Origin of the sequence: Exiguobacterium sp. s59 (assembly GCF_018617475.1) — a bacterium.
Lineage (GTDB): Bacteria > Bacillota > Bacilli > Exiguobacteriales > Exiguobacteriaceae > Exiguobacterium > Exiguobacterium aestuarii.
On sequence record NZ_JACSKG010000002.1, the window covers coordinates 229,010 to 255,798 of the forward strand.

The window sequence follows — 26,789 nt, forward strand, 5'->3', positions numbered from 1 at the left end:
AAGGTTTTGATCAGCGTGGAAATTCTCCATATCGTTGGGCAGCAAAAATTAGAAGGAACCGTCGAGATTAGCGGGGCGAAACAAAGCGCCCTCCCTTGCCTTGTGGCTGCACTTCTCACAGAAGAGTCGGTGACAATTGAAAATGTCCCGATGATTGAAGATGTAGAAGTGATGGTCAACTTGTTAAGAGAGCTAGGAGTTCGAGTGGAGCGTGAGGGAGAACGGATGACCATTCATTCGAATGAAGCCGTCGCCATGCCTCTTCTTGGTTCCGAGACGCGGAAAGTTCGTGCCGCTGTCTATTTACTCGGTGTCTTCGCCGCTCGATTCGGAAAAGGAGCGGTCGGGCTACCTGGGGGATATGCGATTGGTCCACGACCGATTGACTTACATTTGAAAGCGTTAGAACGTCTCGGAATTCATGTCGAGAATGAATCCGGTCTCTATCATGTCCGGGTCGAAGAACTCGTCGGGAATCGAATTTACTTGGACTTGCGGTCGTTCGGGGCAACCGTGAGTGCGATGCTCGCGGCGGTTTTAGCGAAAGGGACGACGGTCATCGAGAATGCGGCCTGTGACCCTGAAGTCGTCGACGTGGCAACGATGCTCACATCGATGGGAGCACACGTGAGTGGAGCGGGTACCGATGAGATTCGCATCAAAGGCGTCGAACGTTTGCACGGATGTACACACACATTGATTCCTGATCGCCTCGAGGCCGGCACGTTCATGATGTTCGGAGCGGTATCGGGTAGCGTGACCGTACAACCGGTCATTCCGACACACCTTGAAGGTGTCATTCAAAAACTGTTGGATTTTGGTGCGGAGGTAGAGGTCGGTGAGGAGTCGGTCACTGTGACTGCTAAGAAATTCGTGCCGACAGACATTCGTGTGTTCCATTACTCGGGATATCCGAGTGATTTGCAGCCAATCATGTCAGCGGCTTTATTGAAGGCGGACGGGACGAGCATTGTCACAGACAAATTGTACTCCCAACGATTCCGACATATCGCCGAGATGCGTCGGATGAACGCACAGATTACACTAGAAGATGCTTCGGCGGTCATTCGCGGAGGGAATCAACTCGCAAACGCAGAGATGGAATGTACAGACGCAAGAAGTGCAGCGGCGCTTGTTTTATCGGCACTTCAGGCGTCTGGAGAATCGACGTTACTTCATGCAGAACGATTGAATGATTCATATGTCGACTTTGTCGGCAAATTAAAACAGCTCGGTGCGCTCGTTTGGGTGGAAGATCACGCCGAGGTATAAAGGGGAGATTTCGGGTGGAACGAAGTTTATCGATGGAACTGGTCCGGGTCACAGAAGCGGCGGCACTTGCTTCAGCCCGTTGGATGGGTCGCGGTTTAAAGGTCGAGGCAGATGATGCAGCGACTACGGCGATGCGAGATGTCTTTGATACGATTCCGATGAAGGGGATTGTTGTCATCGGGGAAGGTGAAATGGACGAGGCCCCGATGCTCTATATCGGGGAGAAGGTCGGGAACGGTTATGGCTCGCGTCTTGATGTCGCGGTCGACCCGTTAGAAGGAACGAACATCGTAGCGACGGGGACGTGGGGAGCGCTCGCCGTTCTCGCTGTCGCCGATGCGGGAGACCTTCTTCACGCACCGGATATGTACATGGAAAAAATTGCGGTCGGACCGGAAGCTGCGGGTCTCGTCAGTCTCGACAACTCGATTGAAGAGAATATCGAAATCGTGGCGAAAGCCAAGAAGAAAAACGTGGAAGACGTCGTCGTGACCATCTTACATCGGGACCGACATGAGGAAATCATTCAGCGGGTCCGGGCGACTGGAGCTCGAATCAAGTTGATTCCAGACGGGGATGTCGCGGCAGCCATTAACACGGCCTTCCCAAAAACGGGTGTCGACTTACTACTCGGTTCAGGTGGGGCACCGGAAGGCGTCATCGCCGCGGTCGCAATGAAGTGTCTAGGGGGAGACTTCCAAGGACGCTTGCTCCCGGAAGACGAGGCACAAAAACAGCGTTGCCATGACATGGGGATCGAAGACACGGATCGAATCCTTTTACTCAATGACTTGGTGAAAGGTGAAGATTGTATCTTTGCGGCGACAGGTGTCACGGACGGTGAATTGTTACGTGGTGTCCAATTCACGTCCCAAGGCGGGCAGACGCATTCCGTTGTCATGCGTGCAAAATCTGGTACCGTACGCTTCGTAGAAGGGAACCACTCTCTTACGAAAAAACCGAAAATGGTCATGAAACCTGAATAACATGGAGTCGCGGATGTGTAAACGTCCGCGGCTTTTTTGTGATGAAAGATTGAGAAAACGGGAATGGATAGTCAGGAGGTGAGTGTGATGATTGAAGTGGAAGGACTCGTGAAGACCTTTAAAGATGTTCCGGCGGTGAACGATGTTTCTTTCTCCGTGAAAGAAGGGGAAATCTTTGCGTTTTTAGGACCGAACGGTGCCGGTAAATCGACGACGGTGCAAATGTTGACGACGCTCGTCCGTCCGACGTCTGGGGTGGCGCGGGTGAACGGATTCGATGTCGTCAAACAAGAAAAAGACGTCCGCCTGTCCATCGGGGTCGCACTACAGGAAACCGGGATCGATAAAGTACTGACGGGTCGTGAACTGCTCGTCTTACAAGGACGTTTATTTAAGATGTCGAACGAGGAGGCGCGTCGCCGCGCAGATGAATTGTTAGAAGTCGTTTCTCTGACAGATGCCGCGGATCGACGGAGTGGTACGTATTCAGGAGGGATGCGGCGACGTCTCGATTTGGCCCTCACGCTCGTCCATCGTCCAACCGTATTGTTTTTAGATGAGCCGACGACGGGTCTCGACCCGGTGAGTCGGATTGAGATATGGAATGAAGTACGGCGACTGAATCAAGAATTTGGGACAACGATCTTTTTGACGACCCAGTACTTAGAAGAGGCGGATGAATTGGCTGACCGGATTGCCATCATCCATCATGGGAAAATCGTCAGTGAGGGAACGGCTGAGGAACTGAAACAACTAGTCGGCGGTGAGACGATTGCAATGGACTTCTCAAATGAAGCGGATGCGATGACCGCGGCAACGCTCTTCCAGACGACGGCGAACGGGAATCACGTTTCGTTCGAACTACGCGATGTGACGTTGACCGAAATTGTTCGAGCGTTAGATGAACGGGGACTACAACCCGAACGATTGACCGTGAAACAACCGTCGCTTGATGACGTCTTCTTACAAGTGACAGGTGAATCTTATGAAGGGGGCGAGATTCGTGTGGACTGAGACATGGTTATTCACGAAACGGAGCTTAGTGACGACAATCCGCAATCCATTTTCGTTTATCCCGAACTTGATCATCTCTGTATTCTTTTTACTCGTGTACACGAGCGGTCTATCTAGTGTGGCCTCGCTTCCTCAATTTGAAGGGAGCGACTACTTGAACTTCATCTTGCCGGTATCGATTGTCTCAGGTGCCGTCGGCGGGGCAGGAGGAACAGGACAAGCCCTTGTTCGCGATATCGAGAGCGGTTATTTCGCGAGATTACTATTGACTCCGGCGACCCGGACTGCGATTGTGCTCGGACCGATGATTGCCGGAATGTTGCAGCTGCTTGTCCAAACACTGCTCATCTTTGCGGTCGCTTTTCTACTCGGTCTCACGATTCCTGTCGGAGCGGTCGGTTTCTTCTTCACGGTATTACTTGCTATTGGATTCGGTCTTGGCTTTGCGGGTTATTCTGTAGGTGTTGCGTTAAAAACCCGGAATGCGCAAGCCGCACAGGCGGGTACGCTTTTGTTCTTCCCACTGATTTTCTTATCGACGACGTTCGTCCCGAAAGAATTGATTGAGGCGGAATGGTTGAAAGTAGCGGCGACGTTCAATCCGACGACGTATATTTTTGAAGGGATGCGGGCGGTTCTGACGCAACCAGAGATTGACTGGGGCGCTTTATCGGCAGGACTCGCGGTCGCGGGTACGATGAGTGTACTCATGATTGTGTTTGCGGCGACGAACGCGAGAGGTGCGCTCAAGCAAAAATAAAAAACGACTCGGTTCCAATGAACCGAGTCGTGATGTTTTATTATTTCTTAAAGGTATGATCCAGCGCCAACGTAACGTGGTGCCCAGTATCCAGAAGTGAAGCTCGCGTATTTCACGCCGCCTGTTTCTGAGTTGATCATTTGTGTTTTGCTAAGTGCCATCCCGACGTGTTGAATCGTTCCGCCCGAATGTGAGAAGAAGACGAGGTCTCCTGCTTGAATCGATGACTTCGAGATTTTCTTCGCGCTTGAGTATTGCTGACGTGAAGAACGTGGGAGTGTTTTGCCGATTGCTTTTTTGTAAACATGTCCAGTGTAACCTGAGCAGTCAAATCCAGCAGTCGTTGTTCCACCGTAACGGTAAGGTGTACCGAGATACTTTTTCGACTCAGCAACGAGTTTTGCACGCTTGCTTGAAGATGACGTTGAAACTGTCGTTGATGTTGAAGTAGACGTTCTAGGTTTCAAGTACGTGTACGTTGAAGATGCTGAAATGTAACGGTGAGTACCTTTGTAGTTGATCTTATAGAACGAACCGGATTTACCAAGGTATGTATAGCGTTGACCTTTATCCATCTTCGCGACAACTTTCGATGACGTAAGTGACGGGGCAGTACGGATGTTCAAGCCGTTTACTTTCGAGTAAGCAAACGTTCCGGTAGCGGCTTCTGCTTGTTCACCTGTTGAGAACATGAGACCCGAGAAAGCAACAGTGGCAGCGACGACGATAGATGCAATACGCTTTAACATTGTATAAATCCCTCCGTTTTTTAATGTGTACGTTTCTATATGACAAAATCGAGTAATATTTTTATAGTAGAGCACAAGTGGCGGATAATACCCGGTTTCCTGTGCAAATAAACTATATCATGCGCAAGACCGATAGCATTTTTCAATCACAAGTCAAAAAAGCGTTTTCTTGTAACAAAAATGAAACAATATGTGGATATAGTACTTATTTTGTTACAAAATCTTCTTTTACTGTGTAAGGATTTGTACAAGAGGGAAACGGTTGAGCAAAAGGTGATTTTTGCACGGTGACGACACGACAAAAATGTGGTTAGATGATGGCAGAACAAAAATAACGAAGTTGAATACTTCTTGTAATGAAATGTAGAAAGATAGGTGACTTGAATGAGTCAACAGACAGAACCGACAAAAAATTACACGCTTCGTGAACTCGAAACGAAGACGTTAAAAGAACTATATGAGATCGCCAAAGAAGTCAAAGTTCCAAACTTCCGAGAAGCGCGGAAACGTGAGCTCATGTTTCGGATTTTGAAATCACAGGCCGAATCAAAAGATTTGTATTTCCTCGAAGGTATTCTAGAAATCATTCCACCGAATCCTCAGTCACAAAATGACGGCGGGTTTGGCTTCCTCCGACCAATCAACTACTCTCAATCTTCCGAAGACATCTACATCGCTGCTTCACAAATTCGCCGTTTCAACCTTCGAAACGGAGACCTCGTGACGGGGAAAGTCCGCAAACCGAAAGAGAACGAACGGTTCCAAGGGTTGTTGAGTGTAGAAGCAGTCAACGGTGAATCGACAGACTCGACGCGTTCACGTGATTACTTCCCGGCACTCACGCCGATTTATCCGGAACAACAGATGGTGCTCGAAACAGAACCGAAACACCTCTCGGTACGCGTTATGGACATGATTGCACCTGTCGGGTTCGGTCAACGTGGATTGATTGTTGCGCCACCGAAAGCAGGGAAAACGTCACTCTTGAAAGAGATTGCGAACTCGATTACGACGAACCATCCGAACGTCGAATTGATCATTCTGTTGATTGATGAACGACCAGAGGAAGTGACCGACATCCAACGTTCTGTACCGGATGCAGATGTGGCATTCTCGACGTTTGATGAGACACCGGAAAACCATGCGCGTATCTCAGAACTCGTCCTCGAACGAGCGATGCGTCTCGTCGAACATAAGAAAGACGTGGTCATCTTACTCGACTCGATCACACGATTGACGCGTGCGTATAACCTATCTGTCCCACCGAGCGGGCGGACACTCTCTGGGGGGATCGACCCGGCAGCGTTCCACAAACCGAAAAAATTCTTCGGGGCGGCGCGCAATATCGAAGACGGGGGTAGCTTGACGATTCTTGCGACCGCACTCGTCGATACGGGTTCACGGATGGACGATGTCATTTATGAGGAATTCAAAGGAACGGGTAATATGGAACTTCATCTTGACCGGAAGCTAGCAGAACGTCGCATCTTCCCGGCGATTGATATCCGCCGTTCGGGTACGCGGAAAGAGGAGCTCTTACTCGGCAAGGGTGAACTCGATTCGCTATGGACGATTCGTCGTACGATGAACGAGTCTCCAGACTTCGTCGAACACTTCTTACGCCGTGTTCGTGAGACGAAAACGAACCTCGACTTTTTCGCTGCGCTCGAGGCAGATAAGAAAAAAAGACGACCAGTGAAAAAAACGAAAACAGACTTGTAAATCCTATAGTAGGGTGATATTATATTCTAGTGAACTTTCTCTAGGTTGAAAGAATACTTAGGGCCGAAGGAGTTGAAAAGCAATGAAACAAGGAATCCACCCAGAATACCGTAAAGTCGTATTCATGGACTCGACGACAGAATTCAAATTCATCACTGGTTCAACTCGTTACTCTAACGAGACAATCACGATGGAAGATGGAAACGAGTACCCACTCATCCGTGTCGATGTATCTTCTGATTCGCACCCGTTCTACACAGGTCGCCAGAAATTCGCATCTGCAGATGGTCGTATCGAGCGCTTCAACAAGAAATACCAACGTTAATCGTAAAGTTGTATGCTCACCGCCTAGGGATTGCCCTTGGCGGTTTTTTGTTACATCGACGCGGGTAAAGAGACAAAAGACTGTCGTTAGGGGGCCGTTATGGAACTTATACTCATCAGTATCAGCTTGTTGATTGGGGTCGGCATCATGTCACAATGGCTGGCATGGCGTTATCAAATTCCGGCAATCATCATTATGACGCTTGCCGGGGTGTTGGCAGGTCCAATCCTCGGGCTGTTTGACCCGCGTGAATTATTAGGGGATTTATATAGTCCGATCATCTCGTTTGCGGTCGCCATTATCTTATTTGAAGGAAGTCTCGGACTTCACTTCAGCGAAATCAATCAGTTCAGACGGTCAATCGTCCGAATCGTCACGGTCGGAGTCGCACTGGCGTTTGTCGGGATGTCGCTACTCATCCAATACGTCGGTGGGTTGCATTGGGTCGTCGCATGGACGATGGGAGCACTCTTTGTCGTGACTGGTCCAACCGTCGTCATCCCATTATTACGACAGGCACATTTGAAAGATCGTGTCGGGGCAATTTTGAAATGGGAAGGGATTATCGTCGATCCGGTCGGGGCGTTGCTCGGACTCTTTGTCGTACGACTCGGCTATATCGTATATGAAGGAATGGATTTATGGATGCAACTCCTGTTTGCGGGTGCCTGTATCATCGGGATCGGTCTCGGATATTTGTTTGGGCATCTCCTCATGGGATGGTTTGTCGCAGAGAAAGTGCCCCGTTACCTTCGGGCTTCGGTAACATTGACGGCCGTCCTCATCTTGTTCTCACTCAGTGAGCTCATGATGCATGAAGTCGGTCTTCTCGCCGTGACGGCGATGGGGATGACGATGGCCAATACGAAACATCGAGATGAAGAAATCATCGAAGAGTTGCAATCCTTTAAAGAAGATATTTCAATCTTGCTCATTTCGTCTGTCTTCATCTTATTGACGGCGTCGCTTTCTCGAGCAGAGCTCTTGAATATCTTCCAATGGCCGCTCCTCTTGACGATTGCGGGTATTTTGTTCTTGGTTCGCCCAGTAGCGATTTACTTGTCGACCGTCGGTGGAGGATTGCCGTTAGCGGAGCGAGGGTTCATCGGGTGGATTGCGCCGCGTGGGATTGTCGCGATGACGGTCGCCGGTTTCTTTGCTGAAGAAGTGGCGCATCTCGGGATTGACGATGCGAAGCAAATGTTACCGCTCACGCTCGGTCTCGTCTTCATTTCCGTGACATTACACGGTCTCACAATCCGACCGCTCGCACGTAAATTGAAATTAATTGATGTGCAAAAAGAGGCGAAAGCCGACGAGTAAAGGTCGGATTCACTTCTAACAGAAATTGAGAGAAGTCAACCCTTTTCCTCAACTCGAAAGATAGGTATAATCGGAAAGCGATTATCGATGGAGAGGGCGAAGAATAATGATGCATGTGACGAACCGATATGGTTGGATTGAAGTGATTTGTGGGAGTATGTTTTCAGGGAAGTCGGAGGAATTGATTCGTCGTGTCCGCCGTGCTCACTATGGAAAGATTCCGGTCCAAGTGTTCAAACCAGCAATCGACGACCGGTATCATGAAGAGAACGTCGTCTCACATACGGGCAACTCGGTTGTGGCGGTACCCATCGCATCGAGCCAAGACTTATACGATGCGGTACGCGAAGAAACGCAGGTCATCGCAATCGATGAAGTGCAATTCTTTGACGAAGGAATCGTCGATGTTATCGAACAGCTCGCAAACGAGGACAAACGCGTCATCTGCGCCGGGCTCGATATGGACTTCCGTGGCGAACCGTTCACGATGATGCCTGAGCTGTTGTCGCGTGCGGAGTTCGTGACGAAACTTCAGGCGATTTGCTTGTCTTGTGGCGCACCTGCTTCACGGACGCAGCGTTTGATTGATGGGCAACCGGCTCGTTATGAAGATCCGGTCATCTTGGTCGGGGCTTCAGAGTCGTACGAACCGCGGTGCCGTCATTGCCATGATGTACCGAATAAACCACATCCGGTCCGCCATACGGTGGCAGACTGATGAATCGACGGACCGCCCTCGGCGGTCCGTTTTTTTGCTATAATAGATAGAGTTTGATTTGACGGAGAAAGGACGGATCATCATGTTTGACCGTTTAAGTGTATTGGAAGATCGTTATATGCAATTGAATGAAATGCTCGCCGATCCTGAGGTGCTCAGTGATTCGACGAAGTTACGACAATATTCAAAAGAACAGGCACAGTTAGAAGAGACGGTACAGATGTATCGTCAATATAAAGAAACGAGCGAGGCGTTCAAAGAGGCGAAGGCGATGCTCGAGGACCGGACGCTCGACGCCGAGATGCGTGAACTTGCCAAAGAAGAGATGAATCTCTTGGAGCCGGAAGTGAAAGAGCTAGAAGCGAAGTTACGAATCTTATTACTTCCAAAAGACCCGAACGATGACAAGAACGTTATCGTCGAAGTCCGAGGCGCGGCAGGTGGAGACGAGGCAGCCCTTTTCGCGGGTGACCTGTATAAGATGTACACGCGATTCGCCGAGCGTCAAAACTGGAAAGTCGAGCTGATTGACGCGAACTATACCGAGCTAGGCGGGTTCAAGGAAGTCACGTTTATGATCAACGGGGCAGGCGCTTACTCGAAACTCAAGTTTGAGAATGGTGCGCACCGTGTGCAACGCGTCCCGTCAACAGAGTCGGGTGGCCGGATTCATACGTCTACGGCAACGGTCGCCGTCTTGCCTGAAGCAGAAGATGTCGAGGTTCATATCGATATGAAAGATGTACGTGTCGATACGTTCACCTCGTCAGGTCCAGGCGGTCAGTCCGTCAACACGACGCAGTCCGCCGTCCGTTTGACGCACATCCCGTCCGGTCTCGTCGTCTCGTGTCAGGATGAGAAGTCACAGCATAAAAATAAAGACAAGGCGATGAAGGTTCTTCGGGCACGTCTATATGACAAAATGCAAAGCGAGCATATGGAAGAATTGTCGGCACAGCGGAAATCTGCTGTCGGGACAGGGGACCGTTCTGAACGGATTCGAACATACAACTTTCCACAGAGTCGTGTCACGGATCATCGTATCGGTTTGACGCTTCAAAAGTTGGACCGTGTGTTAGCGGGGGAACTCGAGGACATTATCGACGCCCTCATCATGGATGAACAGGCACGTCTTATGGAGGATGCGGAATGATGCGTATCGCTGCGCTACTGAAGCAGACAGAAGAACGGCTTCAAGAGGCCGAACGCGACCGTGCGGCTGCCGAATGGTGGCTCATGCATGTTCTTGATGTCGATCGGACGGGTCTCCTCATTCGATTGTCGGATGAACTATCCATTGATGAAGCAGCGCGGTTCGAAGCTGGAATTGAGCGCCTGTTGACCGGCGAGCCGGTACAACACGTGATTGGGCAGGCGCCGTTTTATGGTCGCTCGTTCGAAGTGAATCGGGATGTCTTGATCCCGAGACCGGAAACGGAAGAATTGATTGATTGGGTGCTCGGGCAGGTTCGTCATGTAGCGGACGATGAAATCGTCGATGTCGGAACAGGGAGCGGCGCGATTGCCATCACGCTCAGCTTAGAGCTCGGTGTACGTGTGCAGACCGTCGATATTTCTCCGGAAGCGATTGCGGTCGCGAAACGAAATGCGGAATCGCTCGGTGCGAGTGTTCGTTTTTATGAAGGAGACGGGCTCGCCCCGATTGCCGATCAATCGATTCGAATCCTCGTCTCGAATCCACCATATATTGAGGCGGACGTTCTATTAGATGAGACGGTCGTCGGCTACGAACCACATCTCGCCCTCTTTGGAGGAGCGGACGGGCTCGACATGTATCGGCAATTGATTTCAGAATCAGTGCGCGTCTTACGTGCCGATTGGCAATTGATTGCGTTTGAAATCGGGTATAACCAAGGACAAGATGTGAAATCATTACTGTCTGAACGTTATCCTGAAGCAGAAACGGGTATTTTAAAAGATATAAACGGCAAGGACCGTATCGTCTATGCCGTAAGGGAAGGGATTGCGTATGGAAACGAAATGGATTAAATCGAATGAGATTGAAGAGGGGGTACGTCTTCTTCAAGCGGGTGAAATCATCGCCATGCCGACAGAAACCGTCTATGGTCTCGCTGGTGACGCCATGAATGATGTGGCGATTCGCAAGATTTTTGAGGCGAAAGGACGTCCGTCGGATAACCCACTCATCGTCCATATCGCTTCAATCGAGCAAACAAGCATGTTTGTCGATTCGATTCCTCCCGTCGCCAAACGCTTGATGGATGCGTTTTGGCCAGGCGCTTTGACGATCATCTTGCCTTCAAACGGCCGGGCCTCTTCGCTCGTGACCGCAGGATTGGATTCTATCGGACTACGGATGCCGAATCATTCGGCGGCACTTGAGTTGATTCGCAAGTCAGGCTTAGGGCTTGCGGCCCCAAGTGCGAACCGTTCCGGACGTCCGTCGCCGACGACCGCTCAACATGTGGCTGATGATTTGGCCGGGCGGATTGCCGGGATTGTGGACGGAGGTCCAACTGGAATCGGCGTCGAGTCAACCGTCATCGATTGTACGGGTGACACGGTGACGATTTTACGACCTGGTGGAGTGACGCGAGAAGAAATCGAAGCTGTCATCGGACCGGTCGCGTTAGATGCCAACTTGAGTGACGAAAAAGCTGCGCCGCGATCACCGGGAATGAAATATACGCATTACGCCCCGACGGCGCCCGTCTTTTTAGTCGATGGCACACGTGAAGAGTTACAACGTGTCATCGAGGAGCGTCAGCAAGCGGGATTGCGTATCGGTGCACTCGTATTCGACGAAGAGCCAACATTGGCTGACGTCACCTATTCCCTCGGTACTTCGATGGAAGTGGCGGCGCAACGTTTATACGATGCCCTTCGTCGATTTGATGAAACGGACGTCGATGAGATTTATGTGAACAAGATTGAACCGGTCGGGGTCGCCTTAGCCGTCTATAACCGTTTGTATAAAGCGGCGGGCGGAAAGATCGTACACCCGACGAAAGATGCCTAAAGACATAGAGGAGGACACGCGATGTCAATGAAACGCGTATTATTCATATGTAGTGGCAACACGTGCCGAAGCCCGATGGCGATGGCCTTGCTCCGTTCGAAAATGACAGGGGACGAGATCGATATTCGCTCAGCCGGTCTACGAACGATGCAAGGATTCGATGCTTCTGAAAATGCACTGCAAGTTCTCAGAGAACGTGGGATTGAGCTCGATCATGTCACCCAGACGTTCGATGAGGTGCTAGGAAACTGGGCGGACATCATCTTGACGATGACACGTGCGCACCGCGAACAAATTCGGGATACATACCCGGATTTGGCAGAGCGGACGTACACGCTCTACGAATTCGTGACAGGGCTTGAGCGAGACATCAACGATCCGTTCGGCGGTTCGATGAATGTGTATCGCCAAGTGCGAAACGAACTCGAGCCACTCGTGAATCGACTTGTGTTAAAATTAACGAATGATGGGTCAAAGGTGACGAAACCACCGAGACGCCTACCAAAGAAGACGGGGGAATGAACGAATGAAAATTGCAATCGGCGCCGACCATGGCGGCTTCAACTTAAAGAGAGATATCGTAGCATTGCTTGAGGAACTCGGACATGAGTATAAAGACTTTGGTACGCACTCTGCCGACTCGATTGACTATCCAGACGTAGCGATTCCGGTCGCCGAAGCTGTAGCAGCAGGCGAATTCGATCGTGGAATCTTGATTTGTGGGACAGGGATCGGAATCGGCATCGCAGCGAACAAAGTAAAAGGGATTCGTGCGGCACTCGTTCACGACTCGTTCAGTGCGAAAGCGACACGTCAGCATAACGACTCGAACATCATGACGATGGGCGAGCGTGTCATCGGACCCGGTCTTGCGGTCGATTTGGTGGCGACGTGGCTCGATACAGACTTTGAAGGTGGACGCCATTCAAACCGTGTCGACAAGATGAGCGCTTACGAATCGAAGTGAGCTCAATGAAGACGGAACTTCTCGGATTATTAACGGAGCTTCATGAACGCTTCCCGTTACATGATGAGCGTATTCTCGTCATCGGATGCTCCACGAGTGAAGTGCTTGGAAAAACGATTGGAAAGGCTGGGTCCATCGACGTCGCAGAAGAGTTGATGGAGGCCTTCCTTGAATTCAAAAAGAAAACAGGTGTCCATTTGGCGTTTCAAGGGTGTGAACACATCAACCGTGCGCTCACCGTGGAACGGCGGACGCTCAAGCAATTTGGTCTATCAGAAGTGACGGTCGTCCCTGTCCGATTGGCGGGTGGGGCGATGTCAGAGAAGGCATATGCGAACTTCGAGGAACCATGTGTCGTCGAATCGATTCAAGCGGATGCGGGGATTGATATCGGCTCGACATTGATCGGGATGCATTTGAAACCAGTGGCCATCCCGGTCCGATTATCGTCGAAACATCTCGGAGAAGCGTACGTCACGTTCGCTGTCACGAGACCGAAACTGATCGGTGGACCACGAGCTCAATACCCGAACAAATGAAAAAGGCATCGCATTCAGGTTTTTCGACCGAATGCGATGCTTTTTTTGTGATTATAGTTCTTCGCCAAACAAATACGACACGACCATCGGGAAGCGCTCGCGCCAGGCGAGCTCATTGTGAACGCCCTCCTCGATCACTTCGAAGCGGATGTGCTCGACTTTGTCTTTTAACAAGTTGTACACGCGTTCGCTCGACTCACGATACATCTCGTTCGTCGGTCCGTTCTCCATCGGTTCCTCGACTTCTTTGGCACCGACGTCTAAATAGAGACGTTCGACACCTTTCAAGTCGCTCACCTCAATCAATTGTTCGAGCTCAGTTTGATTGAACCAGAAGGCAGATGATAAAGAGGCGACGCGTTTAAAGATCTCTGGATAGACACATGCTGCATAGATTGAGATGAGTCCCCCCATCGAGCTCCCCATCATCGCTGTTTCGTCGGGAAGAGTCCGATAGTCGGCATCGATCATCGGTTTTAATTCTTGGGCGATATATTCGATATATGCCGATCCTTCTCCACCGAGGACGATGTCGCGTCCGAGCAGGCTATCCCCGATATACGGATTTTCCCACGGTCCATACTCATCGAGTCGTTTTTCCCCAGGTGCGCTATCGATGGCGACGACAATCAAGTCGCGTTTCGAGGCGTCTAAGTATTCACCGACGCGCCAACTCATGTTGTAGCTCGCTTCCTCGTCTGCGAAACAGTTTTGCCCGTCATGCATATAGAGGACGGGATAACGTTTCTCAGATGTCTCGTAATCTGCTGGTGTGTAGATTCGGACCGTCCGGCTACGTTCAAACGGGGTAATTGTAATGTCTTTTGTCTCAATCATGAAGTGACCTCCTCACAGTTACATTCTTTCTAATGATACCCATCTTTTCACCTGATTATAGCGATACCCAAAAAAAGATGCGTGTGGTACGATGGGGGTGTTGATTTTTAGACATTTAGAGGGGGTCTTCACATGGTAAACACGACGAAGTTAAAAGTGCAGGATGCGGAATTGTTTGAGGCAATGCAACACGAGCTCGGTCGTCAACGCGACAACATCGAACTCATCGCTTCAGAAAACTTTGTTTCAGAAGCGGTCATGGAAGCGCAAGGAGGCGTATTGACGAACAAGTATGCCGAAGGATATCCGGGACGCCGTTACTATGGCGGCTGTGAGTTTGTCGACGTCGCTGAAAACTTGGCGCGCGACCGTGCGAAAGCATTGTTCGGTGCAGAACATGCGAACGTACAACCACACTCAGGTGCACAAGCAAACATGGCGGTCTATTTCACAGTGCTTGAAGCAGGAGACACGGTGCTCGGGATGAACCTTTCACACGGTGGTCACTTGACGCACGGTAGCCCGGTCAACTTCTCTGGTGTGCAATATAACTTCGTCGAATACGGTGTAGACAAAGAGACAGAACACATCGACTATGACGTTGTCGCAGCACTCGCAAAAGAACATAAACCAAAATTGATTGTCGCAGGAGCATCGGCTTACCCGCGCACAATCGACTTCGCGAAGTTCCGTGAAATCGCGGACAGTGTCGATGCATATCTCATGGTCGATATGGCACACATTGCTGGACTCGTGGCAGCAGGTCTTCACCCGAACCCAGTCGAGCATGCGGATTTCGTCACGACGACGACGCACAAGACACTCCGTGGACCACGTGGCGGTATGATTCTTTGTAAGGAAGAGTTCGCGAAAGCAATCGACAAATCCATCTTCCCAGGAATTCAAGGTGGACCGCTCATGCACGTCATCGCAGCGAAAGCAGTCGCGTTCGGAGAGGCACTCCAACCAGAATTCAAAGAGTATCAGCGTCAAGTCATCGCCAATGCACAGGCACTTGCGGCTGGTCTTGAAGAAGAAGGGCTCCGAATCGTATCGGGCGGAACGGACAACCACCTCTTACTCGTCGACCTTCAAGGAATCGACATCACAGGGAAAGCGGCGGAGCATGCGCTCGACGCTGCAGGAATCACGGTCAACAAAAACACGATCCCATTCGATCCAGCATCACCATTCGTCACAAGCGGAATCCGTCTCGGTACGGCAGCGATGACGACGCGTGGCTTCAAAGAGGACGATATGCAAGAAGTGGCACGCCTGATCGGTCGTGTACTCAAACATCATGAAGACGAGTCGGTACTCGCAGAAGCACTCCAAGACGTGCGAACGTTAACTGCGAAGTTCCCACTTTACCCAGAACGAGGCTGAGTCAATGGACATCCGGACACTAGCAGAACGAGAGCTCTCCGAACTCCCATTGATCGATATGACGGAATGGTTGGCTCGTAAAGGGGAACATGATCCGTCTTTCCGTCTTGTCGCCAGCGAGTTCGGGGTCATTACGACGCTCCTCGACCACGGCTATTACGAAGAAGCGAGCGAACGGATTGTACCGCTCCTCGGGATGAAAGTGCCCGCAGCGTTCCATCGACTAGGTCTTGCGCTAGAAGTGAAAGCGAACGGGAAAAAAGCGGCCAAGCGCCGCTTTCGTTCGTTCTCAACGGCCGTCATCCAGCATTCGGATTTAGCCGAGTGGCGACAGACGTTCAAGTTTGATAAGAAATGGTTAGGTCTTCCGCTCGTCGTCGGGCTTGCTGCCGCCGCGCTCATCTTTTGGCCAGATGCTGAACCTCCGATTGTGCCGCCGAGCGAGACGGACCAAGTCGTCGTCGAGACGGTGACGGAGGAAGAGGCGATGGCGGAGCGTCTGAAGGAACTCGAAGCGGAAGTCGCCCGACTCGAGAAGGAAAATGAGCAGCTACAAGATCAAGAAGAGGCGCCAACTGATGCGACGGAAGAACAGTCGACTCCAGCGCCGGACGTCGTTCCGTTAGCGGAGGTCGAAGCGCTCGTACAAGACAAACAGTACGAGCAAGCTGAACAGTTGCTCGACGGGAAAGCGAAAGCAGGTCAAGAACAGGCCGTCGGATTTTATCGACTCCTTGTCGACAACAAGTTAGGCAAAGCGACAATCGCTGACTATGCGGCTTATCTCGAATCCTATCCTGAGTCTGGGTACAAGGCAGATGTCCTCTGGATGAAAGGAATCGCCGAGAAAAAAGCGGACGATCCTGCTTATCGGGATACGCTGACAACCGTGTCAGAGATGGAAGGAACGTATTGGGCGCCGATTGCAAAATCTGTGCTCGACGAGTGAGGTGTTGCGCGAGCAGCGCCTTTTCTCATGAAATTCTAATGAAGATCACCACGACTTCTCGTTTTCGCATCGTATGATGCGAATAGGAGGGATGCGTGAATGAAACGTTTACTAAAAACAATTGGGACTAGCCTGTTAGCGATTAGCCTGATGGCCGTCGGACTTGCCGGTTTTCTATTCTTTACGTCGCCAGGGCAATCGAGCCTGACACAACTGTCGCTCGCGGCGATTGATATCGAACAACAGATTGAACAAGTCGATGCAACGTGGGATCAATGGGAAGACCGTCTCGAAAGACAAGTAGAATCAGCAATCCCAGAAGACGTCCGTCTGTTTTTTGCGGATTGATTTCGGGAAATGAATCATAATGCGTCGAGCGGTCCGCTCGGCGTTTTTTCAAAGGGGTGAACAGGATGCAGACGATTCTGGTCGTAGAAGATGATTCAAAAATCGCACGGTTACTGGAGTTGGAGTTGAAGCATGCAGGGTATGAAGTCGTCGTGGCGACAGATGGGCGTAGCGGTTTAGAACGGGCCGTCGCCGACGACATCGACCTCGTCTTACTTGATATCATGCTGCCTCAAATGAGTGGACTCGAGGTGGTCCGTCGATTGAAGGAAGAGAGACCACTGTTGCCCGTTCTCATGGTGACGGCGCGAGGGGACCGCTATGACAAAGTGAGCGGGCTTGACCTAGGTGCTGATGACTACATCACGAAACCGTTCGAAATAGAAGAAGTGCTCGCTCGAATCCGGGCGTTTTTACGCATGCGCCAGCTTGTTCGACAGGACCATTCCGAACATGTCCTGACCTATGAGACACTCAAAGTCGATGTGAATCGGCATGAGGTGTATTGCGAGGGAAATAAAGTTGATTTGACACGGCGTGAGTTTGATTTGTTGGTCTTCTTTTTAGAGCACCCTGAGCGTGTGTTGACACGAGATCAACTCGTCGAACATGTATGGGGATTTGATTACTTCGGTGATACGAACGTCGTGGACGTGTATGTTCGTTACGTCCGAAAGAAACTGACCGGTTCTTGGATTCAAACCGTCCGAGGCGTCGGCTATATGTTAAAGCGTGGTGAGTGAGCATGTTACGGACAAAAATCGCTTGGGCGATGACGGGCTTCATGTTGTTGCTCCTTCTCATCTCGTTTGGCACGACATGGTTCGTCGCTAGGCAGGAGATTGTCGATTCACGTTTTGACGTGTTACAACAAGCGTTAAACCTGTTGGAAGAAGACGTTCGAAACAGTGATGCGGTACTGTCCCTTCACGAAGATAGTGTCGTCTTAGAGCGTCAAGAAAACGGAGAGTGGGGCATCATTGGCGGAGGGGTGCCGGACGGAACGACGTTTCCGATCAATTACGGCGAACCTGCACTCATTGATGACTGGTTTGTCGTCGCCACAACAGATGGATTGGCGTTCGGATTTCAAGACCGGGCGGTGAGTGACACGATTCAAGCATTGGCGACGATTTTTCTCGTCATGTTTTTCCTTGCCGTCCTTTTGACGTTCCTCGGAACATGGTGGATTTTACGCCAAGGGTTGTTACCGTTACGTCGATTGACCGAGACGATGGAGCGCATTACGGAATCGGGCAAGTTAGAAACGATTGCCGTCGATGATGGAAAGGACGAGGTGACGACCTTATCACATGGATTCAATCATATGATTGAACGAGTCGAGGGAACGATGGAACAACAGCGACGTTTCGTCGCCGATGTTTCACATGAACTAAAAACACCGCTGACCGTTATCGAAGGATATGCGAAATTATTGCAACGTTGGGGACAAGAAGATGAGAGTGTACGCGCTGAGGCTATCGACCACATTTTGACCGAGTCGCGACAAATGCGAAACGACTTGATTGAACCGATGTTGGAATTAAATCGCTTCGCCTCACTTGAACAGGTCGACCAGGAAGACATCGACTTAGCCGAACTTGGGGAAGTGTTGACGGAAAGATTTTTACGCTCGCATGGCGCGCACGTTCCAATCAAAGCGAACGGCAGTTGGTACGGGCATCGTGAATCGCTACAACGTATTCTTGTCATCTTGATCGATAATAGTTTGAAATATGCAGAAGAGACGAGTCTCCACCTGACAAGTGATCGCATCGAAGTACGCGACAGGGGACCAATCCTAACAGAAGAGATAAGAGCTCGTCTGTTCGATCGATTTTATCGGTTGGATGAAGCCAGAGATCGAAGTGGGAGTGGACTTGGGTTGGCGATTGCCAAAGAAGTCGCGAATTTGAATGGGTGGGCGATCGGAAGCAAACCGAATGACCCTGACGGCAGTGTCTTTTTCCTCACTCGATGATGAACATTTCGTATTTTCTCATCAACTTCTAATGAAGCCTTAAATGCGTTCTCACATACGAGGCTTATGATGAAAATAAGAAGAACATATCACGAGGAGGAAATGAACATGAAACGCATCGGCTGGATCATCGGAGCTTTACTTGGCGTCATGGCAATTGTAGGAATCGGATTTTATGTGAGTGGGAATCAGACGGACACAGTCATCGTCCCGCAAGCCATCAATCAAGCTAGTGACGACGCGTCACCCTCAGAAGATTCAAACGTCAACGCATCAGACGATTCATCATCTTCACGAGTAGAAGATGACTATGAACTATACGGGACACTTGTGAGTCTGACAAAAGAGGATGTCACAATCAGCTTCAATGGAAAAGAATCGACGTATCGCTTGGCACAAACGCATGAAATCGACGACGATACACCGCAAGTCGGCGACCGAGTGAAACTCGAATTGAATCGAAGCGATGAAGTGAAAGAAGTGGACCGTGAGAGCGGAGATGACGATGCATACATTACTGGAACGCTCGTCAAACTCACAGACCAAGAAGTCACGATTAACATCGATGGAACAGACGAAACGTATCCACTCGCTTCACGCTCTGAAATCGACGACGACACACCACGGGTTGGAGATCGCGTCAAACTTGAATTGAATCGGGATCAAGAAGTCATCGAAGTGGACAATGAATCTGAGGACGGCCAATATGAGCAAGACGATTCCTCACAAGACGACTCATCTCAAGATGATTCTAGTGAAGATGAGCGCGAAAACGATTAATCAAGTGACGAAAAAGAACTAATCTTAACTGATTGGTTCTTTTTTATATGGAAATGCGTTTACGCAAAAGCCTATAAAGAATCGCTGGAAACGTAATAATTCTGAAATCATCACAAAAATAGGTTATATGTTATGATGTACAAGAAAAATTTAGGTGGTTTTCACCGAATTGGGAATGAGGGGAACATCAATGCGGACGTACTGGGGAATCTTACTCAGTTGTATCTTGTTGAGTGGATGTGGGGCCGAGACGTTAAACGCGATTGAATTACGTCCTCTGTCATCTTATCGAGTCGAACAAGACCCTGAGGTGACATTAACCGAACAAACAAAAGAGAAACTTCTTACATACTGTGAGCAACGACCGACCGATGTCTTACCGAAGCGTAGGGCGAAGGTGGCGGAAGTGACATTCCGTCATCCTCTTTACGAAGCCCTCGGCTATAAAAATGTGAAGTACTTTGCCGCGGGGGAAGAACGATATCTCACTTGTGCAAACAGCAACCAATTGATGGAGCGAACGTTTGCGATTGAACCGATTCAAGAATTCGAAGCACTCGACAAAGAACGGTTCATCGAGTCAGAGGTTGTCTCGACGATTGAATTCGATCGCGTCGAGGACATGAAAGAAATTACGAGCGCTTTTAAGATGAACGATACTCATGAAGCGGTGATTGCGGATTCGGCATTCCGCTACACGACCCCGGATACGGGTGCGCTTTACGTGACATTCGAGACAATTCGGAACGGACGAACGCTCGATCCGATTGTCGAACCGAGACTGTTCCCGTTTCAAAGTGGAGAAAATGAGGGCTATGTCTTTTTGACGAAACGGGCCGACAACCGAATCGCTCTTCAAATCGGGAAGGAACCATCGCTTAAACAACTTGTTCTTCCGAGTATGTACGAAGCACCGTATATGAAAGTCGATGCAAAAGAAGAGGAACTCTCTCTAGAAGGAAATCATCGAGAACTAATGAAGCGGATCATCCTATCCGAGCAACCGATTGAAGAAGATGTTTCTGAACAGACTTCACTTGCGCTATCTAAAACATATGGGACTGTTCTTGAGATTTGGGGACACGTTCGTCGACCTGTCCCGAACAAGATGTCGTCCCGACCAATCGATGACGAGATGCAACTCGCCGTCTTCGAATCAAAGCGTGATACAGTCTGGCTAGACGGACCAAAAACCCAAGAACTATTTGATGAATTGTCTCACGTTCCAATGCGCGAGAAGCCGACTGACGCGGTCAACGTTGGACAGTTACATTTGTACCAAGAATTAACCAAACAGTCGTTTGATGTATGGAAAACGGAAACTGAGCTCTACTTGATTGACCAAAAGACGTCACGGTCTTACGAACTTCCTGCAAACGACTATTTCCAAGCCAATTGACGTTCATGGCGTCTGACCTTTGAGAAAATAGAAGTTGGCTCTACCCATCTCAACAGAGTTAGGGTACAATGCTCGAGAGAGAATGAGAGAGGAGTGAAGCAAGATGGGAAAAGTACATGTTTATGACCATCCTTTGATTCAGCACAAAATGACGATTATGCGAAAAGTAGAGACGGGGACGAAGCAGTTCCGTGAACTCGTCGACGAAGTTTCTTCACTTATGGCATACGAAATCACGCGCAGCCTACCCCTAACAGACGTAGAAATTGAGACACCGGTCTCTGTTTCCACTCAAAAGATGATTGCCGGCAAGAAATTGGGAATCGTCCCTATTTTACGTGCAGGACTTGGTATGGTGGATGGGTTCCTCAAAATGATGCCGAACGTAAAAGTTGGCCATATCGGTCTCTATCGTGATCCGGAAACACTTGAGCCACACGAATACTACTTGAAACTCCCGACAGACGTGACGGAACGCGACTTCATCGTCGTCGATCCGATGCTCGCAACGGGTGGTTCAGCCGCTGATGCCATCGCTGCTCTTAAAAAACACGGAGCGAAGTCAATTAAGTTGGCTTGTCTTTGTGCAGCACCAGAAGGCGTAGAACGTGTACAAGCAGAACATCCGGATGTAGAAATTTATCTTGCAGCACTCGATGAAAAATTAAATGATCACGGTTATATCGTTCCTGGACTTGGGGATGCGGGTGACCGTTTGTTTGGTACGAAGTAAGATTGAAGCGAGAATCGTCTATGCGATTTTCGCTTTTTTTCATGATGTTTCTCGAATAATATTTGTCATTTGAAGATGTCACAAAATAGACACAAAAGTGAACGGCAGAGAATCGATATGTGAGACGAATAAATGCTGTTCTTTCTTATTTAAATGTAATCGCGCAATTTTCCGTTTAGACGTGGCGTGAAAATGCGTCCAAAAAGAACGATGAGATTCCTCACAAAAAAATGGGCAAAATCGCTCGACATGGCAAAAACATCCTCGGTATACTGAAACAGGACGTTGAAAACGATTTCAAAATGAAGTCAACGACCGTTTCGTAACTCTTTGTGAACGTAAACGTTTACGGATTGAAATTTCCAAAACGTGGGGGTATAACTGAACTATTCTTCATCTGATTCCGTTTGTGAAATGTTATAAAGTCAACATTTTTATTTCAACGTTTCTTCACACTTTCTTTAAAAAGTGCATCAATCGTTTACTTTATGAAGTGCGTAAAACTATTGATACGACTTGATTTAAAGCGCTTTTATAATTGTGAAATTCATTGACTTCTTATGCCATTTCTATTACTCTGAACTTGTGTGACTTTTGATGGTCACGCGAGTGTGAATCTGTGAAGAACTGAGAAGCGCACCATGTGTGAAAGGGGGACCAGGATGGCGAAAAAAGACAATCGTTACCTATCCTACGCCTCGCTCGCTTCACAAATTTCGACAGCACTTGCTGGACCGATCGTCATCGGTTATCTCGTCGGACAATACGGCGAAAGACGTGAATTTTGGGGCACGTTCGGTTGGAATGTGTCGATCATCCTCGGGCTCGTGCTCGGGATTACGGCGCTAGTTCTCACCCTTCGGAGTTTATTGACAGGAGAGGACGAATGAATACGATTCAAGCAGACAGAAAAGCACAGAAAGAACTGATGAAGCGTTATACGAAATGGTTTACCGTCTGGTTTGCGATTTTGCTAGTCGGCGCATTCATCATCCCGATGTATAAAGCCGTATTTTTCGGGTTGTTCATCGGCGGGGTCGGAAGTCTCATCATTCTACATATGCAGAATCGAAGCGTCATTCGCATGTATGACGTCATCGAGCATGGACGACGACCAAAGTCGCACGGGACCGTTTCAAGAATGGCGGTCGGTGCTTTAGCAGTGATAGTCGGTCTTCTCTATGAGGATCGAGTGTCCGTCATCGCGGTGGTAACTGGTCTAATCGCCGGCCACATCATACAATTTGGCGAGTTCACACTTGCCCAGCTCAGCAGGAAAAGAGGTGAATATTAATGGGTCATGAGTTTCCCACATATTCTCTGAACTTTGGGGACTATACGTTATACGGGAGCTGGACGAACGTCATTACAGTGCTAATAGCAGCGTTACTCGTCTTCGTGTTCGCACTCTGGGGGACAAGACGTTTGGCTATGAAGCCGACTGGCAAACAAAACTTCATGGAATTCTTCGCGGAGTTCGTGCGTGGAATCATCGCAAGTGCGATGGACTGGAAGACAGGAGGACGCTTTATCGGATTTGGGATGACGTTGATTTTGTTCATTCTCTTCTCAAACTTGATGGGTCTACCGTTTAACGTCATTTCCGGACACTATCTGTGGTTCAACTCACCGACGGCCGATCCTTACGTAACCTTGGCGTTGTCGACACTCGTCGTTGCAATGTCGCATTACTACGGGGTGAAGCTACACGGATTCAAGCACTATTCGGCGGAATTCGTGAAACCAGTCTGGTTCTTACTTCCGATCAAATTGATCGAGGAGTTTGCAAACACATTGACGCTCGGTTTGCGTCTATACGGTAACATTTTTGCCGGTGAAATCATGATTACCATCATCTTGGGACTCGCGATTACAGCCGAAGGAGCACTTAACCCGCTCGGCGCAATCTTTGCGGTCTTCCCAATGATTCTATGGCAAGGTTTCTCAATCTTTATCGGGGTTATCCAATCCTACATTTTCCTGACGCTTGCAATGGTGTACATCGGGCACAAAGCTTCGGCCGAACATTGATTCGGACATCTCGCCAAAGCGTTACAAACAAATTATTTACTTAACTTTTAGGAGGAATATACACAATGGAACAACTTAATCTTCTCGCAACAGCACTTGTTATCGGTCTTGGAGCACTCGCAGCTGGTATCGGTAACGGTTTGATCGTATACGGAACAGTACAAGGACAAGCACGTCAACCAGAACTCAAAAACGAACTTCGTCAAACAATGTTCATCGGTATCGGTTTGGTTGAGGCCCTCCCGATCATCGGTGTGGCTGTCGGTTTCCTTCTCCTCAACTCTTGATTCCGAGTTAACGAGAATAGCATGAGAGGGAGCACGTCTCCCTCACTTATTTAGTCAAGAGGAGGGTATGCATGGATACGATGATGATTGCAGCTGGTGGCGGCGGCGAAGGCCTCCGCATCCTAGATATGATCTTTACAATTTTCACATTCCTCGTACTCTTGGCCCTGTTGAAGAAATTTGCTTGGGGACCACTCCTTGGAATGATGAGACAGCGTGAAGAGTATGTAGCGAATGAGATTGAACTCGCTGAAAAGAGCCGCAAAGATGCGGAAAACTATGTCGTCGAACAACGTGATGCACTCAGTGCGGCACGTACAGAGTCGAAAGAAATGCTCGACGCAAGCCGTCGACAAGCAGAAGCAGAACAAGCACGCTTGGTGGAGCAGGCGCGTTTGGAAGCTGAACAAATTAAAAACGAGGCAGAGAAGGCGATTGAGCGTGAGCGCGAGCTTGCGAAACAATCACTTCAAACCGAAGTCGTCACACAGGCGCTCTCGGCAGCACGCCACGTCCTTCAATCAGACCTTAAAGGCGATGAAGCGAAACAACGTGCCCTCGTCACAGACTTCCTGTCTAAAGCGAAAGGTGCGAACTGATGAACGCATCATTAGCAAAACGCTATGCCAAAGCACTCTTCGACTTAGCGCGGGAACAAGGCACGCTCGACCAAGTCGAAGCGGAAGTGCGTCTGCTCGATGAAGTGCTCCACGCGACTCCTGAACTCATGGATCTCTTAACGAATCCGGCAGTCAGTGACAGCGAGCTTGCACAGCTTTTAAAAGACAGCTTTGGTGATATGACGGCGATTGTCGTGAACACACTTCTCGTCATGGTCGAAAACGACCGTGCGGCAGAGGTTCGCGCATTGCCACGTTACGTCCGCGATTTCATCAACGACTACCGTGGGATTGCAGAGGGTATTGTCACTAGCGCCTACCCGTTGTCGGCAACAGACTTGAAAGACGTCGAACTTGTCTTCGGACAGAAGCTCGGGAAGACGCTCCAATTGAAGAACGTCGTCGATGAAGAAGTCATCGGTGGACTCCGTGTCCAAGTCGGATACACGACGTACGATGATACGATCGAAACGAAATTGACACGCCTCGAGCGTGAATTGTTGAATGCGTAAGAAATAGGGGTGAATTCAATGACAATCAAAGCTGAAGAAATTAGCGCCCTGCTAAAAGAACGAATCGCTTCGTACGGTTCTGAAATCGAAGTCAGCGAGACAGGTACAGTCATTCAAGTAGGTGACGGTATCGCTCGTGCACACGGACTCGATAACGTTATGGCGGGGGAACTCGTAGAGTTCTCTAACGGCGTAATGGGCTTGGCGCAAAACTTAGAAGAAGGTAACGTCGGGATTATCATCCTTGGCGATTACAAAGGCATTAAAGAAGGCGACTCTGTCAAACGTACAGGCCGCATCATGGAAGTTCCAGTCGGTGAGGCACTCCTCGGACGTGTCGTGAACCCGCTCGGACAACCAATCGATGGTCTTGGACCAATCGTGACTGACACGTATAACCCGATCGAGCGTAAAGCTTACGGCGTTATGGCACGTAAATCGGTTCACGAACCACTTCAAACAGGAATTAAGGCGATTGACGCCCTCGTTCCAATCGGTCGTGGTCAGCGTGAGCTCATCATCGGTGACCGTCAAACAGGTAAAACATCTGTTGCCATCGATGCGATCATCAACCAAAAAGAAGAGAACATGATTTGTATCTACGTTGCAATCGGTCAGAAAGAATCGACTGTACGTGGCGTAGTAGAGACGCTTCGTCAAAACGGCGCACTCGACTATACAATCGTCGTTTCGGCATCGGCATCACAGCCGGCACCACTTCTTTACCTCGCACCATTCGCAGGGGTATCGATGGGTGAGTACTTCATGGACCGCGGACAACACGTCCTCGTCGTTTATGATGACCTTTCGAAACAAGCGGCAGCTTATCGTGAGCTCTCGCTCCTTCTCCGCCGTCCTCCAGGCCGCGAAGCCTACCCAGGGGATGTCTTCTACCTCCACTCACGCCTTCTTGAGCGTGCAGCGAAGTTGAACGACGAACTCGGCGGTGGTTCATTGACAGCACTTCCGTTCATCGAGACACAAGCATCGGATATCTCAGCATATATCCCGACAAACGTTATCTCGATCACAGACGGTCAGATCTTCCTTCAGTCGGACCTCTTCTTCTCTGGGGTACGCCCAGCGATCAACGCCGGTCTCTCGGTATCGCGTGTTGGTGGTTCGGCACAGGTGAAAGCGATGAAGAAAGTTGCTGGTACACTTCGTCTTGACCTCGCGTCATACCGTGAGCTCGAAGCGTTCGCTCAGTTCGGGTCAGATCTCGACAAAGCGACACAATCGAAGTTGAACCGTGGTCAGCGTACAGTTGAAGTCTTGAAACAAGACTTGAACGCACCGCTTTCTGTAGACAAGCAAGTTATCATCATCTACGCACTCACGAAAGGTCATCTCGATGACATCCCAGTCACAGACATCCGTCGTTTCGAAGCAGAAATGAACGCATGGCTCGACCAAAACCGTAAAGACCTCTGCCGTGAAATCCGTCAGACAGGAAACCTTCCTTCAGACGAGGCAATGGTCGACGCAATTACGGAATTCAAAAAGACGTTCTCGCCATCGGTTTAATCCGGTGACGAGCGTCTATTAAG

The 26,789-nt window shown here is 49.6% G+C and carries 31 protein-coding genes; 29 read left to right on the plus strand and 2 right to left on the minus strand.

Annotated features, from left to right (window positions below; translation table 11 throughout):
* Positions 1-15: 15 nt before the first annotated feature.
* From murA to KNO91_RS04560, 4 genes are all read left to right on the plus strand, one after another.
* Complete coding sequence (gene murA / locus KNO91_RS04545; protein ID WP_214792885.1) at positions 16-1,272, plus strand: UDP-N-acetylglucosamine 1-carboxyvinyltransferase; 1,257 nt, start codon at positions 16-18, stop codon at positions 1,270-1,272.
* A gap of 14 nt (positions 1,273-1,286) precedes the next feature.
* Positions 1,287-2,258: a class II fructose-bisphosphatase gene (glpX, locus tag KNO91_RS04550; protein ID WP_074035838.1), complete on the plus strand. Its 972-nt coding sequence runs from the start codon at positions 1,287-1,289 to the stop codon at positions 2,256-2,258.
* 87 nt (positions 2,259-2,345) lie between these two features.
* Entirely contained in the window at positions 2,346-3,272 is a 927-nt protein-coding gene (locus KNO91_RS04555) for an ATP-binding cassette domain-containing protein (RefSeq protein WP_214816465.1), read from the plus strand.
* Positions 3,262-4,032, plus strand: coding sequence for an ABC transporter permease (locus KNO91_RS04560; protein ID WP_012727390.1), 771 nt, complete (start codon positions 3,262-3,264; stop codon positions 4,030-4,032). The genes KNO91_RS04555 and KNO91_RS04560 overlap by 11 nt, the downstream gene beginning before the upstream one ends.
* A gap of 47 nt (positions 4,033-4,079) precedes the next feature.
* Here KNO91_RS04560 and KNO91_RS04565 read toward each other — a convergent pair whose 3' ends face one another.
* Entirely contained in the window at positions 4,080-4,781 is a 702-nt protein-coding gene (locus tag KNO91_RS04565; RefSeq protein ID WP_214816467.1) for a C40 family peptidase, read from the minus strand.
* A 384-nt stretch (positions 4,782-5,165) separates the two neighbouring features.
* Here KNO91_RS04565 and rho point away from each other — a divergent pair, with 384 nt between their 5' ends.
* The 10 genes from rho (at position 5,166) to KNO91_RS04615 (ending at position 13,376) form a co-directional block, all read left to right on the plus strand.
* Positions 5,166-6,503 carry a transcription termination factor Rho gene (gene rho / locus KNO91_RS04570; protein ID WP_214816469.1) on the plus strand — a complete coding sequence of 446 codons (1,338 nt, stop codon included), beginning with the start codon at positions 5,166-5,168 and terminating at the stop codon, positions 6,501-6,503.
* 82 nt (positions 6,504-6,585) lie between these two features.
* Complete coding sequence (locus tag KNO91_RS04575; protein WP_012727387.1) at positions 6,586-6,828, plus strand: type B 50S ribosomal protein L31; 243 nt, start codon at positions 6,586-6,588, stop codon at positions 6,826-6,828.
* A 99-nt stretch (positions 6,829-6,927) separates the two neighbouring features.
* Positions 6,928-8,151, plus strand: a complete 1,224-nt coding sequence (locus KNO91_RS04580) for a cation:proton antiporter (protein ID WP_214816471.1) — start codon at positions 6,928-6,930, stop codon at positions 8,149-8,151.
* 106 nt (positions 8,152-8,257) lie between these two features.
* Complete coding sequence (locus KNO91_RS04585) at positions 8,258-8,869, plus strand: thymidine kinase (protein WP_214786257.1); 612 nt, start codon at positions 8,258-8,260, stop codon at positions 8,867-8,869.
* Between the two features lie 82 nt (positions 8,870-8,951).
* A complete protein-coding gene (gene prfA / locus KNO91_RS04590; protein WP_214786259.1) occupies positions 8,952-10,022 on the plus strand; it encodes a peptide chain release factor 1 in 1,071 nt (356 codons plus the stop codon).
* Entirely contained in the window at positions 10,019-10,879 is an 861-nt protein-coding gene (prmC, locus tag KNO91_RS04595) for a peptide chain release factor N(5)-glutamine methyltransferase (RefSeq protein WP_371816634.1), read from the plus strand. The genes prfA and prmC overlap by 4 nt, the downstream gene beginning before the upstream one ends.
* Positions 10,860-11,870, plus strand: a complete 1,011-nt coding sequence (locus tag KNO91_RS04600; RefSeq protein ID WP_214816473.1) for an L-threonylcarbamoyladenylate synthase — start codon at positions 10,860-10,862, stop codon at positions 11,868-11,870. Before prmC ends, KNO91_RS04600 begins: the two co-directional genes overlap by 20 nt.
* A gap of 21 nt (positions 11,871-11,891) precedes the next feature.
* Positions 11,892-12,392, plus strand: coding sequence for a low molecular weight protein arginine phosphatase (locus tag KNO91_RS04605; RefSeq protein WP_214816475.1), 501 nt, complete (start codon positions 11,892-11,894; stop codon positions 12,390-12,392).
* Between the two features lie 4 nt (positions 12,393-12,396).
* A complete protein-coding gene (rpiB, locus tag KNO91_RS04610) occupies positions 12,397-12,837 on the plus strand; it encodes a ribose 5-phosphate isomerase B (RefSeq protein WP_214694546.1) in 441 nt (146 codons plus the stop codon).
* Positions 12,834-13,376, plus strand: a complete 543-nt coding sequence (locus KNO91_RS04615) for a TIGR01440 family protein (RefSeq protein WP_371816635.1) — start codon at positions 12,834-12,836, stop codon at positions 13,374-13,376. Before rpiB ends, KNO91_RS04615 begins: the two co-directional genes overlap by 4 nt.
* Positions 13,377-13,427: 51 nt before the next feature.
* On the opposite strand, the gene KNO91_RS04620 is transcribed toward KNO91_RS04615, so the two are convergent.
* The gene (locus KNO91_RS04620) at positions 13,428-14,213 is read right to left on the minus strand and encodes an alpha/beta hydrolase (RefSeq protein WP_214792911.1); all 786 of its coding nucleotides are present in this window, start codon (positions 14,211-14,213) and stop codon (positions 13,428-13,430) included.
* Positions 14,214-14,345: 132 nt separating this feature from the next.
* Between KNO91_RS04620 and glyA the strand changes: the two genes are divergently transcribed.
* The 15 genes from glyA to atpA all read left to right on the plus strand — a co-directional run bounded on the left by glyA (position 14,346) and on the right by atpA (position 26,766).
* Positions 14,346-15,599 (plus strand): serine hydroxymethyltransferase, encoded by a 1,254-nt coding sequence (gene glyA / locus KNO91_RS04625; RefSeq protein WP_214786268.1) that lies wholly within the window; start codon positions 14,346-14,348, stop codon positions 15,597-15,599.
* A 4-nt stretch (positions 15,600-15,603) separates the two neighbouring features.
* Positions 15,604-16,548 carry a hypothetical protein gene (locus KNO91_RS04630; protein WP_214816479.1) on the plus strand — a complete coding sequence of 315 codons (945 nt, stop codon included), beginning with the start codon at positions 15,604-15,606 and terminating at the stop codon, positions 16,546-16,548.
* A gap of 99 nt (positions 16,549-16,647) precedes the next feature.
* The gene (locus KNO91_RS04635; protein ID WP_214816481.1) at positions 16,648-16,896 is read left to right on the plus strand and encodes a hypothetical protein; all 249 of its coding nucleotides are present in this window, start codon (positions 16,648-16,650) and stop codon (positions 16,894-16,896) included.
* A gap of 65 nt (positions 16,897-16,961) precedes the next feature.
* The gene (locus KNO91_RS04640) at positions 16,962-17,639 is read left to right on the plus strand and encodes a response regulator transcription factor (RefSeq protein ID WP_214786274.1); all 678 of its coding nucleotides are present in this window, start codon (positions 16,962-16,964) and stop codon (positions 17,637-17,639) included.
* A gap of 2 nt (positions 17,640-17,641) precedes the next feature.
* A complete protein-coding gene (locus KNO91_RS04645; protein ID WP_214792920.1) occupies positions 17,642-18,877 on the plus strand; it encodes a sensor histidine kinase in 1,236 nt (411 codons plus the stop codon).
* Between the two features lie 108 nt (positions 18,878-18,985).
* Positions 18,986-19,657, plus strand: a complete 672-nt coding sequence (locus KNO91_RS04650; RefSeq protein WP_214792923.1) for a S1 domain-containing protein — start codon at positions 18,986-18,988, stop codon at positions 19,655-19,657.
* Positions 19,658-19,847: 190 nt separating this feature from the next.
* Positions 19,848-21,056, plus strand: a complete 1,209-nt coding sequence (locus tag KNO91_RS04655) for a hypothetical protein (protein ID WP_214792926.1) — start codon at positions 19,848-19,850, stop codon at positions 21,054-21,056.
* Between the two features lie 103 nt (positions 21,057-21,159).
* Positions 21,160-21,789, plus strand: a complete 630-nt coding sequence (upp, locus tag KNO91_RS04660) for a uracil phosphoribosyltransferase (protein WP_074035874.1) — start codon at positions 21,160-21,162, stop codon at positions 21,787-21,789.
* A gap of 662 nt (positions 21,790-22,451) precedes the next feature.
* Positions 22,452-22,679 carry an AtpZ/AtpI family protein gene (locus KNO91_RS04665; RefSeq protein WP_214786282.1) on the plus strand — a complete coding sequence of 76 codons (228 nt, stop codon included), beginning with the start codon at positions 22,452-22,454 and terminating at the stop codon, positions 22,677-22,679.
* Positions 22,676-23,083 carry an ATP synthase subunit I gene (locus tag KNO91_RS04670; protein ID WP_214792929.1) on the plus strand — a complete coding sequence of 136 codons (408 nt, stop codon included), beginning with the start codon at positions 22,676-22,678 and terminating at the stop codon, positions 23,081-23,083. Before KNO91_RS04665 ends, KNO91_RS04670 begins: the two co-directional genes overlap by 4 nt.
* Entirely contained in the window at positions 23,083-23,820 is a 738-nt protein-coding gene (atpB, locus tag KNO91_RS04675) for a F0F1 ATP synthase subunit A (protein ID WP_214786286.1), read from the plus strand. The genes KNO91_RS04670 and atpB overlap by 1 nt, the downstream gene beginning before the upstream one ends.
* Before the next feature lie 65 nt (positions 23,821-23,885).
* The gene (atpE, locus tag KNO91_RS04680; RefSeq protein ID WP_012727360.1) at positions 23,886-24,107 is read left to right on the plus strand and encodes a F0F1 ATP synthase subunit C; all 222 of its coding nucleotides are present in this window, start codon (positions 23,886-23,888) and stop codon (positions 24,105-24,107) included.
* Between the two features lie 71 nt (positions 24,108-24,178).
* The gene (atpF, locus tag KNO91_RS04685) at positions 24,179-24,706 is read left to right on the plus strand and encodes a F0F1 ATP synthase subunit B (protein ID WP_214816483.1); all 528 of its coding nucleotides are present in this window, start codon (positions 24,179-24,181) and stop codon (positions 24,704-24,706) included.
* A complete protein-coding gene (locus tag KNO91_RS04690; RefSeq protein WP_214792931.1) occupies positions 24,706-25,239 on the plus strand; it encodes a F0F1 ATP synthase subunit delta in 534 nt (177 codons plus the stop codon). Before atpF ends, KNO91_RS04690 begins: the two co-directional genes overlap by 1 nt.
* Positions 25,240-25,257: 18 nt before the next feature.
* The gene (gene atpA, locus KNO91_RS04695; protein WP_214816485.1) at positions 25,258-26,766 is read left to right on the plus strand and encodes a F0F1 ATP synthase subunit alpha; all 1,509 of its coding nucleotides are present in this window, start codon (positions 25,258-25,260) and stop codon (positions 26,764-26,766) included.
* The last annotated feature ends 23 nt before the right edge of the window (positions 26,767-26,789 follow it).